The 17,053-nt window shown below is 63.7% G+C and carries 13 protein-coding genes; 8 read left to right on the forward strand and 5 right to left on the reverse strand.

Annotated features, from left to right (window positions below; genetic code table 11):
• The first annotated feature begins 41 nt into the window (after positions 1 to 41).
• The 4 genes from mraY to SynWH8101_RS13890 are packed head-to-tail and all read left to right on the forward strand — an operon-like array spanning position 42 to position 2,883.
• A complete protein-coding gene (gene mraY / locus SynWH8101_RS13875) occupies positions 42 to 1,157 on the forward strand; it encodes a phospho-N-acetylmuramoyl-pentapeptide-transferase (protein ID WP_130130253.1) in 1,116 nt (371 codons plus the stop codon).
• Between the two features lie 10 nt (positions 1,158 to 1,167).
• A complete protein-coding gene (locus SynWH8101_RS13880) occupies positions 1,168 to 1,416 on the forward strand; it encodes a hypothetical protein (protein ID WP_007101147.1) in 249 nt (82 codons plus the stop codon).
• Positions 1,417 to 1,426: 10 nt separating this feature from the next.
• The gene (locus SynWH8101_RS13885; RefSeq protein WP_130130254.1) at positions 1,427 to 2,584 is read left to right on the forward strand and encodes a calcium:proton antiporter; all 1,158 of its coding nucleotides are present in this window, start codon (positions 1,427 to 1,429) and stop codon (positions 2,582 to 2,584) included.
• A 5-nt stretch (positions 2,585 to 2,589) separates the two neighbouring features.
• Positions 2,590 to 2,883: a hypothetical protein gene (locus tag SynWH8101_RS13890; protein ID WP_130130255.1), complete on the forward strand. Its 294-nt coding sequence runs from the start codon at positions 2,590 to 2,592 to the stop codon at positions 2,881 to 2,883.
• Here the strand turns inward: SynWH8101_RS13890 and SynWH8101_RS13895 are convergent.
• Entirely contained in the window at positions 2,867 to 3,031 is a 165-nt protein-coding gene (locus SynWH8101_RS13895) for a hypothetical protein (protein ID WP_007101144.1), read from the reverse strand. The genes SynWH8101_RS13890 and SynWH8101_RS13895 overlap by 17 nt on opposite strands.
• 46 nt (positions 3,032 to 3,077) lie before the next feature.
• On the opposite strand from SynWH8101_RS13895, the gene purT reads away from it, so the two are divergent.
• Entirely contained in the window at positions 3,078 to 4,244 is a 1,167-nt protein-coding gene (gene purT / locus SynWH8101_RS13900; protein ID WP_130130256.1) for a formate-dependent phosphoribosylglycinamide formyltransferase, read from the forward strand.
• Here the strand turns inward: purT and SynWH8101_RS13905 are convergent.
• The 4 genes from SynWH8101_RS13905 to recN all read right to left on the reverse strand — a co-directional run bounded on the left by SynWH8101_RS13905 (position 4,241) and on the right by recN (position 12,873).
• Complete coding sequence (locus tag SynWH8101_RS13905) at positions 4,241 to 6,388, reverse strand: HAD family hydrolase (protein ID WP_130130257.1); 2,148 nt, start codon at positions 6,386 to 6,388, stop codon at positions 4,241 to 4,243. The two genes, purT and SynWH8101_RS13905, sit on opposite strands and share 4 nt — an antisense overlap.
• 232 nt (positions 6,389 to 6,620) lie before the next feature.
• A complete protein-coding gene (locus tag SynWH8101_RS13910) occupies positions 6,621 to 8,150 on the reverse strand; it encodes an esterase (RefSeq protein ID WP_130130258.1) in 1,530 nt (509 codons plus the stop codon).
• Between the two features lie 10 nt (positions 8,151 to 8,160).
• Positions 8,161 to 11,136, reverse strand: a complete 2,976-nt coding sequence (uvrA, locus tag SynWH8101_RS13915) for an excinuclease ABC subunit UvrA (protein WP_130130259.1) — start codon at positions 11,134 to 11,136, stop codon at positions 8,161 to 8,163.
• 45 nt (positions 11,137 to 11,181) lie between these two features.
• Positions 11,182 to 12,873, reverse strand: a complete 1,692-nt coding sequence (recN, locus tag SynWH8101_RS13920; protein WP_130130260.1) for a DNA repair protein RecN — start codon at positions 12,871 to 12,873, stop codon at positions 11,182 to 11,184.
• A 120-nt stretch (positions 12,874 to 12,993) separates the two neighbouring features.
• On the opposite strand from recN, the gene SynWH8101_RS13925 reads away from it, so the two are divergent.
• From SynWH8101_RS13925 to thrC, 3 genes are all read left to right on the forward strand, one after another.
• Complete coding sequence (locus tag SynWH8101_RS13925; RefSeq protein WP_130130566.1) at positions 12,994 to 14,817, forward strand: AarF/ABC1/UbiB kinase family protein; 1,824 nt, start codon at positions 12,994 to 12,996, stop codon at positions 14,815 to 14,817.
• 23 nt (positions 14,818 to 14,840) lie between these two features.
• Positions 14,841 to 15,434, forward strand: coding sequence for an alpha/beta hydrolase (locus tag SynWH8101_RS13930; RefSeq protein WP_130130261.1), 594 nt, complete (start codon positions 14,841 to 14,843; stop codon positions 15,432 to 15,434).
• A gap of 111 nt (positions 15,435 to 15,545) precedes the next feature.
• Positions 15,546 to 16,604 carry a threonine synthase gene (gene thrC, locus SynWH8101_RS13935; RefSeq protein ID WP_130130567.1) on the forward strand — a complete coding sequence of 353 codons (1,059 nt, stop codon included), beginning with the start codon at positions 15,546 to 15,548 and terminating at the stop codon, positions 16,602 to 16,604.
• The last annotated feature ends 449 nt before the right edge of the window (positions 16,605 to 17,053 follow it).

Genomic DNA, 17,053 nt, shown 5'->3' on the forward strand with positions numbered 1-17,053 from the left:
GGGTCGCCCTATCCTCGGCCCGTCTCTGCGCCCTGCCTGCCGTGAGCGACCTTTCGGCGCCATCGCCATCGGCGAATCGCTCCAACCAGGTGGTGGGCCGCATCAGTGCCTTGGTGCTGGCGGTTGTGATCGTTGTTGCAGCCTTCGCCGCGGATCGCTGGATCCCCAACAGCCTGTTGAGTGTGCCCTTGGTGGTGGCGACCCTGATCGCCACCGTCACCACCGCCTGGGGTGTACCCAGGTTGCGTGCTTTGAAAATGGGCCAGGTGATCCGGGAGGACGGGCCCCAGGCCCACCTGCGCAAGGGGGGCACGCCCACGATGGGTGGCCTGCTCGTGGTGCCGGTGGGCGTGATCATCGGCTCCCTCAGCGCCGTGGGGCAAGACAATGCCAACCGCCTGCTCGCTGTTGCGGCCGTGACCCTGGCTTACATGGTGATTGGCGGCATCGATGACTGGCGCAGCCTCACCCGAAAGACCAACAAGGGGCTGACGGCACGGGGAAAACTGCTCCTCCAAGCTCTCATCGCGGCACTGTTCCTGGCGGTCGCCGCCTGGCAGGGCTGGATCAGCAGCAGCATCGCCCTGCCTTGGAACCTCGCCCTGCCCCTGGCCTGGCTGATCTGGCCCCTGGCCCTGTTTGTGTTCCTGGCGGAGAGCAATGCCACGAACCTCACCGATGGTCTCGATGGTCTGGCCTCCGGCTGCGGTGCTCTTGTGTTCACAGGCCTGGCCCTGCAGCTGATGCTGCGAGGCAACAGCGGTGATCCGGCCCTGGCTGGCTTCTGCATGGCGATGGCAGGAGCCTGGCTCGGCTTTCTGGCCCACAACCGCAATCCAGCCCGCCTGTTCATGGGTGACACCGGATCGCTGGCGATGGGAGCCTGTCTCAGCGCCGTGGCACTCCTCAGCAACAGCCTCTGGCCTCTGCTGCTGATGGGGGGCGTGTTCCTGGCGGAATCGCTGTCGGTGATTCTCCAGGTGTGGGTGTTCAAAGCCACCAAAGGAGCCGATGGGGTAGGCAGACGCCTGTTCCGGATGGCCCCCCTGCACCATCACTTTGAGCTCAGCGGTTGGAGCGAACAAACTGTGGTGCGCCGCTTCTGGCTGATCACTGCCGCTCTGGTGCTGATCGGTCTGGCTCTTCGCCCCACCTGACTGCACCACCATGCACTACTTCACCTGGAAGGAAGCCGGTCTGACCAGTGACTGCGCCAGTCTGGAAGCGATGGCGGCACGGTTTGAAGAGGCGGCCAGCCTGATGCGACGGATGGCTGCCGAGGGCTTCAGCCTCGAGCATCAACACGGTCAACCGCGCATCACCCATGGCGATCCGGAGGTTTTCGCCGCTTGGGGTTTCATCAACGAAGCCTCGCCTGAACGGCAACTCACCCTGATCAACGATCTCGACCCATGACCCGGGGCTGATGCACCGCACCCTGCGCGACACCGCGACACTCCTACGCCATCACGGCCTGACGCGGTGGTCGCTGCTGCTGCTGCCAGCACTCACCCTGGTGCTGACCGCTCCTCTGCAGCCGGAAGGTGCCGGGATGGAAGCGGTGCGCTTTCTCGGCTTCGGTGTGGCCCTGGTGCCACTGGCCCGGATGATTTCGATCCTGGTGGATGAGCTGAGTGAGCACCTGGGTGACCGCTATAGCGGTGTGGTGAGCGTGGGCCTCAGCAACCTGGTGGAGCTGGTGATCTCGATCACCGCCCTGGGCAGCGGTCTCTACAGCCTGGTGGTGGTGTCGGTGGCCGGCGCCGTGATCACCAATTGCCTGCTGGTGCTGGGAGTCAGCACCATCTGGGCCGGTCGTCGCCAGAAAAAGGTGAAGATCAGGCCACACAGCACCAATCTGCAGGCGCGCCAACTGTTGCTCAGCCTGCTGTTCCTTGCGGTGCCCACCGTCTTCGGCATCGGTGAAGGCATCCAACCGATGTCGGGCACCAACGCCCTCGATCGCTTTGCCGTCTATTCCCTGATCGTGGCGCTGCTGATCCTGGGCTACTACCTGCTGTCCTTCCTGCTCCAGCTCGGCACCCATCGCACCTTCTTCAATGCTGAGGCGGATGACATCCTGCAAGCGGATGGCGTCGAAGCAGCCGAGAACGATCGGCGCCATCTGCCCCGTCTGCCCGCGATCCTCGCGGCCATGGCCGTGGTGAGTGTGCTGGTGGTGCTGGTTTCCGAGCCCCTGGTGGATGCCCTGGAAACCCTGGTGCAGGGGAGCCATCTCAGCGAATTGTTCATCGGTCTGTTTCTGCTGCCCTTGTTCGGCTGCACCGCCGAAGGCGTGATCGCCATCAGCGCCGCCTCCCGCGGCCGCATGGATCTGGCTGTGACCAGCACCCTGGAATCCAGCGGCCAGTTGCTGATGTTCGTGCTGCCGGTGCTGGTGTTGCTGGGATGGCCGATGGGTCGCTTCCTGCACCTGAGCATCCCCCTGGTCGCTCTGGGTTGCACCACCATTACGGTGTTGGCCGTGCATTGGATTACTGAAAACAACGAACTCGACTGGTATGAAGGAGTCCAGCTTGTTGCTCTCTACGGAGTGATGGGGCTTGGGTCGTTGTTGCTCTGAGGATCATGCTCGAACTGGAACTGGCGTCGCTGCTTGGAATCTCAGCCCCCGTCGTGGCGGGTGTGGGCGCACTGGTGCTGATCCGCCGCTGGCGACAGCGCCGGAACTCACCCCGCACAAGCCCGCTGACACCACTACCGGCAGCGCTGCAGAACCAGGCCACCACCCTGCCGAAAGGACAGGAACGCTGGCTCTGGATCCTGAGGCTGCTGCGCAGAATCCCCGGCTACGTTGGATCCCGCCTGCAACAGCTGGTCGAAACCCTGATCACCCCCTCAGCCTTCATGGCCTGGTCCTGAGGGCCCCCACGATCCACACGATCACAAAGGCCAGGGAAGACACACCCAGATAAATCAGGGCCCACTTCTGCAAGCTGGCAATCTCCCAACCGAAGAGCAGTCCATCCGCCGCATCCCCGGCCGTGGATAAGGCAAGAACGAAGGGCATAGCCGGCAGAGCGCGAAGATCACCCCATGCTGCCCTGCCCCCAACGATGACCCTGTTTCCGAAAACGGTGCTGCTGCTGGGCAGCGGCGAACTGGGAAAAGAGATGGCAATTGCAGCCCAGCGGCTGGGCTGTCGGGTGATCGCCTGCGACCGCTACGCCGAGGCACCGGCCATGCAGGTGGCCGATCAAGCGGAGGTGTTCACCATGACCGACGCAGAAGCTTTGCAGGCCGTGGTGCGACGACACCAGCCCGATGTGGTGATCCCGGAAATCGAAGCCCTGGCGGTGGATGCGCTCGCCGCTGTGGAATCCGAAGGGATCCGGGTCATCCCCACAGCCCGGGCCACGGCCGTGACCATGAATCGCGACCGGATTCGGGACCTGGCCGCCGGCAGCCTCGGCCTGCGCACAGCCCGCTTTGCCTATGCCTCCAGCCTGAAAGAGCTGCAAGAGGTTGCAGCACCTCTCGGCTGGCCTGTGGTGGTGAAGCCGGTGATGAGCTCCTCCGGCAAAGGGCAGAGCGTGGTGCAGGCTGCGTCCGACCTCGCCGCAGCCTGGCAGACGGCCGTGTCCGGAGCCCGCGGCAGTGGTGACCGGGTGATCGTGGAGGAATTCCTGCGCTTTGATCTGGAAATCACCCTGCTCACCATCCGCCAACTGGATGGCACCACCCTGTTCTGCCCACCGATCGGTCATGAACAGAGCGGCGGTGACTATCAGTGCAGCTGGCAACCCGCAGCCCTCTCCAACGCACAACTGGAGCAGGCCCAGGCCATGGCCCGGGCCGTCACCGACAATCTCGGGGGCGCCGGATTGTTCGGTGTGGAATTCTTCCTTTGTGGCGACGAGGTGATCTTCTCGGAGCTGTCACCCCGACCCCATGACACCGGACTGGTCACCCTGATCAGTCAGAACCTGAGCGAATTCGACCTGCACCTCCGGGCCGTGCTCGGCCTGCCGATCCCGGCGATCCGCTGCCGCCAACCCTCCGCCAGCCGGGTGATCCTGGCCGAGCAACATCTGAGCACCGTGCGGTTTTCCGGCCTGCACGCTGCCCTCCAGCTCGAGGACACCGAGGTGTTGCTGTTCGGAAAGCCCAGTGCAAGGCCGGGCCGGCGCATGGGTGTGGCCCTGGCGCAGGGTCACGATCTGGACACGGCCCGCCGCCGAGCCGATCAGGCCGCCGCTTGCATCCAGGTGCTGGAGACCTAACGCCGCGAGAGAAAGCGGTAGTGCTGCAATCCCTCCAGCAGGCCGGACAGGCGCGAACGGCTGGCAAAGAACACCCGCTGCTGCTGACGGAAACACTCCAGGCTGGGGTCGTGGTCAGCGAGAACCACCGTGGCGGGAAGGCCACGCACCAGTTCCCCATCCCCCTGCTGGCTGGCCACCACAAGAATCCGCTCGAGTGGAAGCTGCCAGCGCAGGGAGAGAAATCGGATGGCCTCACTGCGGGAGGCCCGCAGCGGCAACACATCGAGAAACCAGTGACAACGCAGATGGGGACGGGCGGCGAGTCGCCGCTGCCGCAACCTTTGACGCACCAGGGGCAGGATCGCTTCACCTGATTGCCGCAGCAGAAAACTGAGCTTGAAAGGACCCTGCTGAGCAGGGTCCTGGCGTTCCAGATGGGCGCTGAGATCAGCCAGGGCTTGCTCCACGTCCTGACGCTGCCAATCCACGCCGATCCGTTCCGACCAGAGCGGGTCGGGATCCTGCTGATCGGCATAAACAATTTCCGTGCCAGCCCTGGTGATCCAGACAGCCGGCTGCGGCAAGTGAAGCTCAGCGAAACGCTGACGAGCCGCCGCCAGGGAGCGTCCGGTCAGGACGCCCAGACTGCCGGCGGATGACGTGGCGGACCCCTCCGGTGCGTTGAGGTGCTGACGCAGGGCCTGGAGCGCCTCGGTCTCCGGCTGTTCCAGGCTGCTGTCGAGGTCGAGAAGCAGCAGGCGATCGGCCAGCGGCCGCGGCTCCAGTAGCAGCGAACGCGGCTGGGACCGGGCCAGCGACTGCGCTCGCTCGATGCGGCGCTGCATCAGGGCCAGGTAATGGCGGACATGGGCATCCCAACTGAAGTGGCGGCTGACCGCCTCAATGCCGTTGTCGCGCCAACGCCGCCAGCGCTCGGGATCGGATCCGGCCCGCTCCAGACCGTCTTGAAGCGCCTCCAGATCGGTCACGTCCACGAGCAGACCGTTATCGCAGCGGGCCAGGATGTCGCGGGGCCCACCGTCATCGGTGGCCACCATCGGCATGCCGCAGGCCGCGGCCTCCAGCAGGGTGAGCCCGAAGGGTTCGGTGAGCGCCGGGTTCACAAACAGGCCGCGCCGCTGGGCCGCCCAGCGATAGATGGCCGGAATCTGAGCGCGCCGGTGCTGTTTCGGGTAGGCCACCTGACCGTAAAGGTCGTAGCGATCCACCAGGTCGAACACCTGCTGAAACACCTCCCGCTGCTGTTTCTCCAGCTGGCGCGGATCCTCACGACAGCCCAGCACCAGCACCAGGTTGTGGCGTTGACGCAGGAGCGAGGAACGACCGAAAGCTTCCACCAGGGCGGGGATGTTCTTGCGTCGCACCGCCCGGGAAATTGCCAGCAGAGGCGGCAGAGACGGGTCCCTCAGAAAAGGATCCAGCAACCCGTCCACAGCCTCGGATTCAGCAGGAATGGAGCGGGGATGGAAACGACTGGCATCCACACCTGGCGGCACCACCTCCGCCTGATCGGCCCGGAAGCGTCCGTAGCGGCAATACTGCTCCTGGGCCTCCTGCCGGGTGCTGGTGATCACCAGATCGGCATGGGCCAGAGCCAATTCCTCCGCATCGATGCGGCGGCTGATCGAAAACGACTGCTCGATCTGCTTGTGATCCCCACCGGCGGCCAACAACCGACGCAACTTCTCACGACCGAGGGAGTGGCCTGTGAACACCAACGGAATGCCAAGCCGGCGACTCACCAGGGCACCGACATACCCGGCGTCGGCGTAATGGGCATGGATCCAGTCGGGGCGATGCTGGGGCTGCTGGAGGCGTGCCACCAGCTGATCGGCCAGCTCATCGAGATAGGGCCAGAGCTGTTCCTTGCGCAGATAGCGACGCGGTCCAAAGGGAAGGCGAAGAATCGTGGCGCCGGGGGCGATGGTCTCCTGGGGCTGGGCGTAATCGCTCGACACGCGTCGGTCCTGGATCAGGCGAGTCACCACCTCAACCCGCTCCACCTCCGGACGGGCAACCAGTCCTCGAGCCAACTCGAGCACGTAGAGGGTCTGGCCACCGGTGTCGGCATCACGCCCGAGTTCAAGCTCATGGGACCGGAACAGACCGTGCAGATGCAGATGCAGCAGCTTGAACCCCATCACCCAACCCGATCACACATCGCAGCAATCGATCGACTGCCTTGATCAACTGTTAGGGGAAGCATCCATCAACAAAGATGAAAAGATCCTGAGATCTAAAGATGGCGATCGACGATTTCCGCCAAAAAGCAAGACCCACACTGACGTTTTCACGCATCGTGCAGCCAACACTCCGTGCCCTTCATGTGGAACTGCAAACGATTCAGGGCTTGATTCGCCCGGGGGTCCTGTCTTAACGAGGTGACGACAACGATGGGGTCACATCCACCAGGGCGTACTCGGCGTTGCCCCAGCCACCGCCCTGAAAGGTGATGGCGGCAGGAACAGCCAACTGTTGATTCACCCAGGCCAGAATCAAAGGACCGAGCACGGCGGGAGAGGCCCCATCGGCTGGGGCGCGCAGGTTGAAGTGGTCTCCTCCCTCCACCAGCACCAGGCGATGGCCCAAGGGGCCGATCCCGGCCTGGCGCAAAGGACTCACCGCTTCGGGATCCGGAGGAACGACCCAATCGCTGGTGCCGCTGACGATCAGGGTGCGGGCCTGGGCTTCGCCAACACGGCTCTGATCGAACAACAGCTTCAGCGGTGGGCTCACCGCCACCACAGCCTGCACACGCGGATCAGCAAGCGATCCCTGGTCCGAACCCTCGAGCCAACTGCACTGCAACACCCAACTGAGATTCCGCTCGGGATCGGCGGGGTCGTTGCAGCGTGCTTTCAACTTGCTGCTCGTGGTGTTCAGTCCACCCAGCTGCAGCGCCGCCGTGGCACCCCAGGAATGGCCCACAACCGCCACCAGGGATGGGGTCACCCCGGAGCCCGGCAACAAGCGGCCAGCTGCAACCCCATCCAGCACCGCGCTGACATCCAACGGACGCCAACGCATTTCTTCCGGTCCCGGCGGCGGCTGATCACCCATCAACATCGCCTGTTGCTGAGCGGAATCACTGCCGGGATGTCTGGGCAGCACCACGGTGTACCCGTTCATCACCAGCAGCCGAGCCCAACCCTCAAAGTTGGCGGGATCGTCCCAGAGACCATGGGAGATCACCACCAGACGACCATTGGCAGATTGCTGGGGTTGATAGGTGATCAGCGTGAGCGGCTCAGGACGATGCGGCACAGGCAGCGTCACCTCCTGCCGCCGCCATGCCGATGGATCAAGGGTGCCGATCGAAGCCGACGCAGGCGTCGCGGCAGTGGCCTGACGCAAAAGGCGCCTGGCCTCATCTTGATTGTTCTGAAGCCGCTGGGCATAGGCCGCAAGCGCCTGGAGATTGAGCGTGATGCGCTCCCCGGGAACCTGGCGCAACAAGCCGAGAAGGTGGGGTTCACCGGCGCGATAGGCCGCATCCAGCGCTGCCGCAATCACGGGCCCGCGCCCCTCGGGCGGCAGGCCCTCCACCTCCACCAGTTCAGAGGCGGCCAGCAAGGCCTGTTCGAACAAGGGCTGACCCAACGACTGCTGAACCACCCCGGTGATCTGCTCCGGTAAAGGAGCCGTGAGCAACTGCTCGAGCAGGCGCTGCACCGCACCATCACCGGCCCGGTCGAGCTCCTGAAGGTCGACATTGGCTCGAATCAAATCGGCGGCCGTGCGCGACTCACCGATCTGCAGCTGGATGGTCATGTCCATCACCGGCAGGCGCAGGTCCAACTGCTCTACCGCTGCAGCGGGAGTGGCAGTAAGACCGGGCATGCACCAGGCACTGCCGAAGGCAACGGCTGCAGCAACGAGGCGATGCGACAAAGAAAAGGTCATGCGGAATGCATCAGGCGGCGGCGAGCTCCGGGGCCGGGTGCTGCTCGAGCACCTTGCGTAGATAGCGCCCCGTATGGGATGTGGGGTGTGCCGCCACCTCCTCTGGCGTGCCGGTGGCAACGATCTGCCCGCCCTTGTCGCCGCCTTCCGGACCGAGATCAATGATCCAGTCAGAACAGCGGATCACATCAAGGTTGTGCTCAATGCAGATGATCGAATTGCCCTTATCGACCAACCGCTGCATCACATCCATCAGCTTGTGGACGTCATAAAAACTGAGGCCCGTGGTGGGCTCATCGATCAAATAGAGCGTTTTGCCGGTGGCCCGGCGTGACAACTCCGTGGCCAGCTTCACCCGCTGCGCTTCACCGCCGGAGAGGGTGGGCGCCGGCTGCCCCAGCTTCACGTAGCCCAGACCCACATCCACCAGCGTGCGCAGCCGATCCGCCGCCTGGGGAATCGCTGAAAACACATCGGCCGCCTGCTCGACGGTCATCTCAAGCACGTCGGCAATGGTGTGACCCTTGTAGGTCACCTGAAGCGTCTCCCGGTTGAAACGGGCGCCCTTACAGACATCGCACTGCACATACACATCGGGCAGGAAATTCATCTCGATCACGTTCACGCCCTGACCGCGACAGGCCTCACAACGGCCGCCCTTGACGTTGAAGCTGAACTGACCCACCTGGTAGCCCCGGGCCTTGGCCTCCACGGTGGCGGCAAACACCTGACGGATCGGATCAAAGGCGCCGGTGTAGGTGGCGGGATTGGAGCGGGGCGTCCGACCGATCGGTGACTGGTCGATCACGATCACCTTGTCGATCGACTTCAGACCCCGCAGCTCGGCGAGACCTGCCGGGAAGGGCACCTTGTGGCCGAGGCCGTGTTCCAGAGCGGGATGGAGCAACTCGTTCACCAGGGTGCTCTTGCCGCTGCCGCTGACCCCGGTGACCGACACCAGCCGCCCCAGCGGAAACTCCACGCTCAGATTCTTGAGATTGTTGCGGGCGCAATCAAGCAATTTGAGACTGCGACTGCCGGCGTTGCGACGCTCGGGCGGCGTCGGAATGGAACGGCGACCACTGAGATAAGCGCCCGTGAGGGACTGCTCCGCGGTCAGCAGATCCTCGAGCGACCCCTCCGCCACGATATGGCCGCCATGCACGCCGGCACCGGGGCCGATGTCCACCAGATGGTCGGCCGCGCGGATGGTGTCTTCATCGTGTTCCACCACCACCAGGGTGTTCCCCAGGTCGCGCAGACGCTCCAGGGTGGCGAGCAGACGATCGTTGTCGCGCTGATGTAAGCCGATGCTCGGTTCATCGAGCACATACAGCACACCGGTGAGTCCGGCACCGATCTGCGTGGCCAGACGAATGCGCTGCGCTTCACCGCCGGACAGGGTCATCGCCGGTCGATCCAGGCTCAGGTAGTCAAGCCCCACATCAAGCAGGAACCTCAGACGCATGCGGATCTCCCGCAGCACCAGATCACCGATCTGAATCTGGCGCGACGTCAGCAGCGGCTCTGCCCCCTCTGCGGCACCCACCCCCATCAAACGCTCGATCCGCTCCAGGGTCTGCCCCACACTCACGGCAGTCAATTCCGTGATCCGGAACGGACCCACGCGCACCGCCAGCGCTTCCGGGCGGAGTCGCTGCCCGGCACAGGTGGCGCAGGGCACCAGCTCAAGAAACTTCTCCAACTTCTGCCGCTGCGATTCACCACTGGCATCGCGTAGTTGACGCTCAAGAATCGGCAGGATCCCTTCAAAAGGCCGCTGATAACCCGCACTCTTGCGATAGCGACTGTCGGCCTGGATCAGAATGGGCTCGCGGCTGCCGTTGAGCAACACATCCCGCTGGTCATCAGTGAGCTGGTTCCAGGGGGTTTTGATCTCAAAGCCGAAGGCCTCGCCCACCGAATAGAGCAGGGAAAAGTAGTAGCTGTTGTCCTTCTCCGCCCAGGGGGCGACAGCGGCATACACCGGAAGCGAGGGGTCTGGCACCACCCGTTCGGGCGTGAACTTGCGCAGATGGCCGATGCCATGGCAGTCCTCACAAGCTCCGTAGGGGCTGTTGAAGGAAAAAAGGCGAGGTGAAAGTTCCTCGAACACAGCGCCATGTTCGGGGCAGGCGAAATTCTCGGAATACAACCGTTCCCGCTCGACCCCCTCCGGCAACGCCTCATCCTTTTTCGGCACCACCTCCACAACGGCAAGGCCATCACCGCGCTTGAGAGCGGTGCGCAGGGAATCGGTGAGACGTTCCTGAATACCGTCACGGGCCACGAGGCGATCCACCACCACATCAATACTGTGGGAATGGTTTTTATCGAGCTCAATGTTGTCGGCGAGCTCACGCACCTCACCATTGATGCGCACCCGGGCAAACCCCTCGGCCGCCAGGCCACTGATCAATTTGGTGTGGGTGCCTTTTTTGCCGCGCACCACGGGTGCGAGCAACTGATAACGAGTTCCCTCCGGCAGGGTGAGGATCTGATCCACCATCTCATCGATGGTTTGGGGTCGGATCGGGCGATCACATTGGGGGCAATGGGGTTCACCGGCGCGGCCGAACAACAGCCGCAGATAATCCTGGATCTCGGTGACCGTGCCGACGGTGGAGCGAGGGTTGTGGCTAGTGGATTTCTGATCGATCGAGATCGCCGGTGAGAGCCCCTCGATCGCATCGACATCCGGCTTATCGACCTGACCGAGAAACTGACGGGCGTAGGCCGACAGGCTCTCCACATAACGGCGCTGACCCTCAGCAAAGATCGTGTCAAACGCCAGGGAACTCTTGCCGCTGCCACTCACACCGGTGAACACCACCAGCTTGTTGCGGGGAATGGTGACGTCGACGTTCTTGAGGTTGTGCTGACGCGCTCCACGCACGCGGATCACATCCTCGAGCGAACCACCGCTGAGGTTGATCGGGCCCGCCGCATGCGACAGATCCTTCGGCTTCGGAGCGGGGCGCCCCATGCGGCAGCGTTCGGCAGCACCAGAGTCTACGGAGATTGATCCAGCTCAGGCTGCACGCTGTTCCAACAGGCTCGCGGCATAGGCGCGCGCCTCACCCAGATTGCCACCGGCCAGTTCCGCCAGTTCCTGCTCACGCGCCTGAGTGTCCCGCAGGTGGGACACTCGCGAACGGGTCTCGCCGTTCTCCACCGCTTTACTCACCCGGAAATGATGGTCGGCCGCTGCCGCCACCAGCGGTTGATGGGTCACACAGAACACCTGACGGTGGCGCGACAGGGTACGGAGCAGATCGGCCATCGCCCCGCTGACACGCCCACTCACGCCCGTGTCGATCTCATCAAACAGCAGGGTGCTGGAGCCATCCACGGCTGCCAGACAGGTCTTGAGCGCGAGCAGAAAACGCGACATCTCCCCACCCGATGCCACCTCCCCCAGAGGAGCGAGGGGCTGGCCGGGATTGGCGGAAAACAGAAACGACACAGCATCAGCACCAGCCTCGCCGGGCTCTGAGGGATCCACCGCCACCTGAAACCGCACATTGGCCAGACCCATCGGCCGCAGATGGGCCAGCAAGTCCTGCTCCAGCTGACGGGCCACCCGATGGCGGCGCTCCGTCAGCACACCGTTGCTCTGATCACGCTGCAATCGGGCCTGATATTCCTCCAGCTCCAAAGCCTGCACGGCCCCATCCGCACCACCAGGCTCCAGCTGTTCGCGCAGGGCATCGCGGAGCTCGCAGAGGCCGGCGAGATCCTGACCATGGCGGCGCTCCAACCGTTTCAGCAAAGCCAGACGATCCTGCAAGACATGGAGCCGATCCGGATCGCTCTCCAGGGCAGCGCCATAGGTCTCCAGATCCTTGATCAGATCTCGCACGGTGGCCTCAAGATCGAGGCAACGCTCCGCCAAGGGCTGCAGGGAGCTATCCAGGGCCACCATCTGCTGCAGTTCATGGCAGCAGGCCACCAGGTGATCCACCGCCGAAGGGGCCTGATCCGCTCCGTCCTGAAGGCGACCCACCAATTCAGCCAATCCCTCCTGCAGGCGAACGCCGTGCACCAGCCGATCCTGCTCAGCCGTGAGCACCTGAATCTCCAGCGGATCCTCCAAGGCGGCAGCCTCCAATTCCGCCAGCAGCTCCTGGCGCTCGCCCCAGTCGTGCTGCAGACGCTGATGATCGGCACGGGCCTGCTCGAGCCGCTCGAAGCACAACCGCCAGTGCTGCCAATGCTGACGCACCCGCTGCAGCAGCTCCTCCAGCTCCGGCCCGCCAAGACGATCCAACCAGCGCCGTTGCAGACCGGGCCTGGACAACTGCTGACTCTGCCCCTGCACCGTGAGATCAATCAGCAAAGGCCGTAACGACAGCACCTGCTGCCGATTGATCACCACCCCATTGACGCGGAAGCGACTGCTGAGCCGATCGTCCTGACGACGCCAATCGCGGCTGACCACCAGTTCCTGGTCGTCATCGAGGGGGAGATCATGGGCTGCCAACCAGGCGCGGAGTCCCGCCTGCACAGTGAACCGCGCTTCGATACCAGCCCGATCGCCATCGCGGCGAATCAACCGCTGGGCCGCCGTACCCTGCAGCCCGCCCAGCACGGCATCCAACGCATCCAACAGGATCGACTTGCCGGCGCCGGTCTCACCGGTGAGCACGGTGAAACCCTGCTGGAAATCAAGTTCCAGACTGTCGATCAGGGCAATGTTCTGCAGTCGCAGCCCGGTCAGCACGGCAGCTCCCGGTGGTCGCGTTGACCGTAGCGGCAGCCCAGCTCGTTTAGAAGGGGTGCACTGGCAAGGCCGGCCGTGATCGAACAGGAACTCGGGGATTTCATCGAAGCGTCAGGCCTGATGGCCTACGACCCAGCGGCGATCACCCGGATCTATGCCGGTCACCCCCAGCGGTTGATCCGACGCCTCTGGCAAACCCTGGTGCCGATCAGTCTGCTGCTGCTGGGTATCGGCAGCGATTGGATGCTGGGCCTGCTGAGGACGCCGGAACGGGCCCGACGCCGAGCGCGGGAATGCGCCGAACTGCTGGTGGACCTCGGGCCAGCGTTCATCAAAGCGGGGCAGGCCCTCTCCACCCGACCAGACATCGTTCCACCGGTGCTGCTCGAGGAACTGGCGCAACTGCAGGACCAGCTACCCGGATTCTCCAGTGACCTGGCGATGGCCTGCATCGAAGAGGATCTGGGGGTGCCCGTGCATGAACACTTCGACTCGCTGGAGCGCGAGCCGATCTCTGCCGCCTCCCTGGGTCAGGTGCACCGAGGCGTGCTGAAAGGCGGTCAGCCGGTGGCCGTGAAGGTGCAGCGGCCGGGGCTGCGGGAACAAATCACGCTCGATCTCTACATCGTGCGCAACATCGCCGCCTGGTTGAACCGCAACATCGGCCTAATCCGCAGCGATCTTGTGGCCCTGATCGATGAACTAGGGCAACGGGTGTTCGAAGAGATGGATTATCTCAACGAAGCCGCCAATGCCGAACGGTTCCGGGAGCTGCACCGCAACAATCCACGCATTGCCGTTCCGGCGATTTATCGGGATGCCACCAGTCGGCGGGTGCTGACGATGGAATGGATCGATGGTGTGAAACTCACCAACCTGGATGCGGTGCGGGCGATGGGCATCGATCCGGACGACATGGTGGAAGTGGGTGTGAACTGCAGCCTGCAGCAGCTGCTGGAACACGGCTTCTTTCACGCCGATCCCCACCCGGGCAACCTGCTGGCCCTCGAGGACGGAAGGCTGTGTTACCTCGATTTTGGGATGATGAGCGAGGTGAGCCGGGAGTCACGCACGGGCCTGATCCAGGCGGTGGTGCATCTGGTGAACCGCAACTTCAGCAAGCTCTCCAAGGACTTCGTCACCCTCGGCTTCCTAGCCGAAGACGTGAATCTCGAACCGATCGTTCCCGCCTTCGAGAGCGTCTTCAGCCAGGCACTGGAGATGGGCGTGAATCGGATGGACTTCAAGAGCGTCACCGATGACATGTCGGGCGTGATGTATCGCTTTCCCTTCCGGGTGCCGCCTTATTACGCCCTGATCATCCGCTCCCTGGTGACCCTGGAGGGGATCGCCCTGAGCGTGGATCCCGACTTCAAAATCCTCGGTGCGGCCTACCCCTACTTCGCCCGTCGCCTGATGGAGGATCCCGATCCGCAACTCCGCCAGAGCCTTAAGGAGATGCTGTTTGACGGTGACGCCTTCCGCTGGACCCGCCTGGAAAATCTGGTGGCCAGTGCGGCGAGTCAAGCCCAGCTGGACCTCGACACCCTGCTCGACCAGGTGCTCGATTTCCTCTTCTCTCCCAACGGGGGCATGCTGCGCAATCAATTGGTCGACGCGGTGGTCGACCGCCTCGATGCCCTCGGCTGGTTCACAATGCGTCGGATCAGCCGGCAGCTGCCACGGCGCCTGCAACCACCGGGCCTTATGGCATCGGCGTCCTGGCAAACGGCCGACGACGAGATGCTCGATCTCGAACCCATCCGTCAACTGGTCGCCGTGCTGCAGCAATTGCCGGGATTCCGCCCGGAGCTGGTGCTGCGACGCCTGCCCCGTCTGATGCGTGAACCTGGAGCGCGCACCATGGGCCTGAGTGTGGCCAAGGGACTGGCCGAACGAGGAGTTGTCCGCCTCGTGCGCGTCGCCGCTGGTGTTCCTGCCTAGATTCCGGGCGCTTGGAACAGGTCATGGTTTTGTCCACACCGAAGCGCTCGCGACGCCGTGCCCTGCTGGCCCTGGCCACGGGTCTCGGGTTGAGCATCAGCAGCCTGATCGCTCCGGCCCAAGCGGCCAAGGAGGTGGCCTTCGTGAGCGGCGCCTTCAGACGCTCGATTTCAGTGGCGGATCTCGCCTATCTGGCCGAAACCGGCAAAGCGCGAGGGCTGCTCGCTGACATTCTCAAACTCGGTCGTCAGGACCCGGCCGATGTGGCCAAGCTCCTGAACCAAAAACTGGACCTTCCCTTGGTGCTCACCAGTCGGCTGATGTCGACCCGCATCGGTGATGTGATCATCCGGCGAGTGGCCACGATCATTTATCCCCTCAAGGTGCCGGCTCCATCCGTGAGCGTTCCAGCGATCCGGGCCGGGGTGATCAACGGGTTGCAGATGGGCAGTGGCGGCCTCGATGCCATCCGTTTTCTCGAGGCCTATCCCGCCGAGGTGATGGAGGTGAACATCCCGGCCCTGATGGCGGTGGTACAGAAAGCCGAATCGATCGCTGGCCTGGTGAAATTCTTCTCTGAGTCGCCCCTGGACGGGCTGAAAAACGGCGACTCCTGAAGCGAAGTGCCGACGCCTCTCAACCCAGCCGCATAGATTCCTGGGGCCCTATGCGTTTTGCCGGTGTCTCTGCTCCAGAACCTGCGCAGACGGCTGACCAGCACCCCTGTGATGCAGGACTGGCCCGGCCTGATCGAGGCCTATCGGAGCTGGCTGCCGGTCAGTGATGCCACACCGGTGGTGACCTTGCGCGAAGGCGCCACCCCCTTGATTCCCGTTCCATCGATCGCCGAGCGGATCGGGCGGGGCGTGAAGGTGTTCGTGAAATACGACGGTCTCAATCCAACCGGGTCCTTTAAGGACCGCGGCATGACCATGGCGATCAGCAAGGCCAAGGAAGCGGGCTGCGAAGCGGTGATCTGTGCCAGCACCGGCAACACCTCAGCCGCTGCCGCCGCCTACGCCCGCCGCGCCGGCATGCGGGCCTTCGTGCTGATCCCCGATGGCTACGTGGCCCAGGGGAAATTGGCACAAGCCCTGGTGTATGGCGCCGAGGTTCTGGCAATCCGGGGCAATTTCGATCGTGCGCTCGACATCGTGCGTGAAGCCTCCGACCGCTATCCGGTCACCCTGGTCAACTCCGTCAATCCCTACCGGTTGCAGGGCCAGAAAACCGCGGCGTTCGAAGTGATCGAAGCCTTGGGTGATGCGCCGGACTGGCTCTGTATCCCGATGGGCAACGCCGGCAACATCACCGCCTACTGGATGGGCTTTCAGGAGTATCACCAGGCCGGTCGTAGCCGCACCCTGCCACGGATGATGGGCTTCCAGGCCAGCGGATCTGCCCCCTTGGTGAGCAACACCACGGTGGAGGATCCCCACACCATCGCCACGGCGATCCGCATCGGCAATCCCGTGAACCGGGAGAAAGCGATCGCCGCTCGCACCGCCAGCAACGGCGCCTTTCTCGATGTGACCGACGCGGAGATCGTGGCGGCCTACAAACTGCTGGGAGGCCAGGAGGGCGTGTTCTGCGAACCGGCCAGCGCCGCCTCCGTGGCCGGATTGCTCAAACGCAAGGAGGAGCTTCCCGCCGGAGCAACCGTGGTCTGCGTGCTCACCGGCAATGGCCTGAAGGATCCCGACTGCGCCATCAACAACAACGATGCCGCCTTCCATACCGACCTGGATCCGGATCTGGGCACCGTGGCCCGCGTCATGGGCTTCTGAGCGATCCGGCCCATCACCGCTCTCCCCACCGTTCATCACCACGGCTCAACCCCTCCGCGGAGGGGTTTTTTGATGCCCGATCGCACCAACCAACCCATGAACTGACTGCGGACAACCGCGATGAACCCGGACTCAAGGCCGTGGAAAACGAGGACAACCCGCCCACACGGACTAGCCCCACCCTCTCCACACCCTGTTGAAACTGTGCAAACCGGCACCCTCTCCGCACCCGGCGCCGCCATCTGCACAGCCCTGTGAAAAGCAAAACAAGCTGCTGGAGCTGGATTGGCAGGGTTTTCCACGCTTTCCCCAGCACCTCCTACGACTATTGATTTGATTTAAAAAAACAATCAATCCATTAAGCAGCAGATGAGTCGAACGTTCAGCGCCAACCGGTTGGGGCGATTGCGCTTCGCCCTGGCCTGTGAAACCGTGGGGAGCCGCTCAGA

Origin of the sequence: Synechococcus sp. WH 8101, from assembly GCF_004209775.1 — a bacterium.
Lineage (GTDB): Bacteria > Cyanobacteriota > Cyanobacteriia > PCC-6307 > Cyanobiaceae > Synechococcus_C.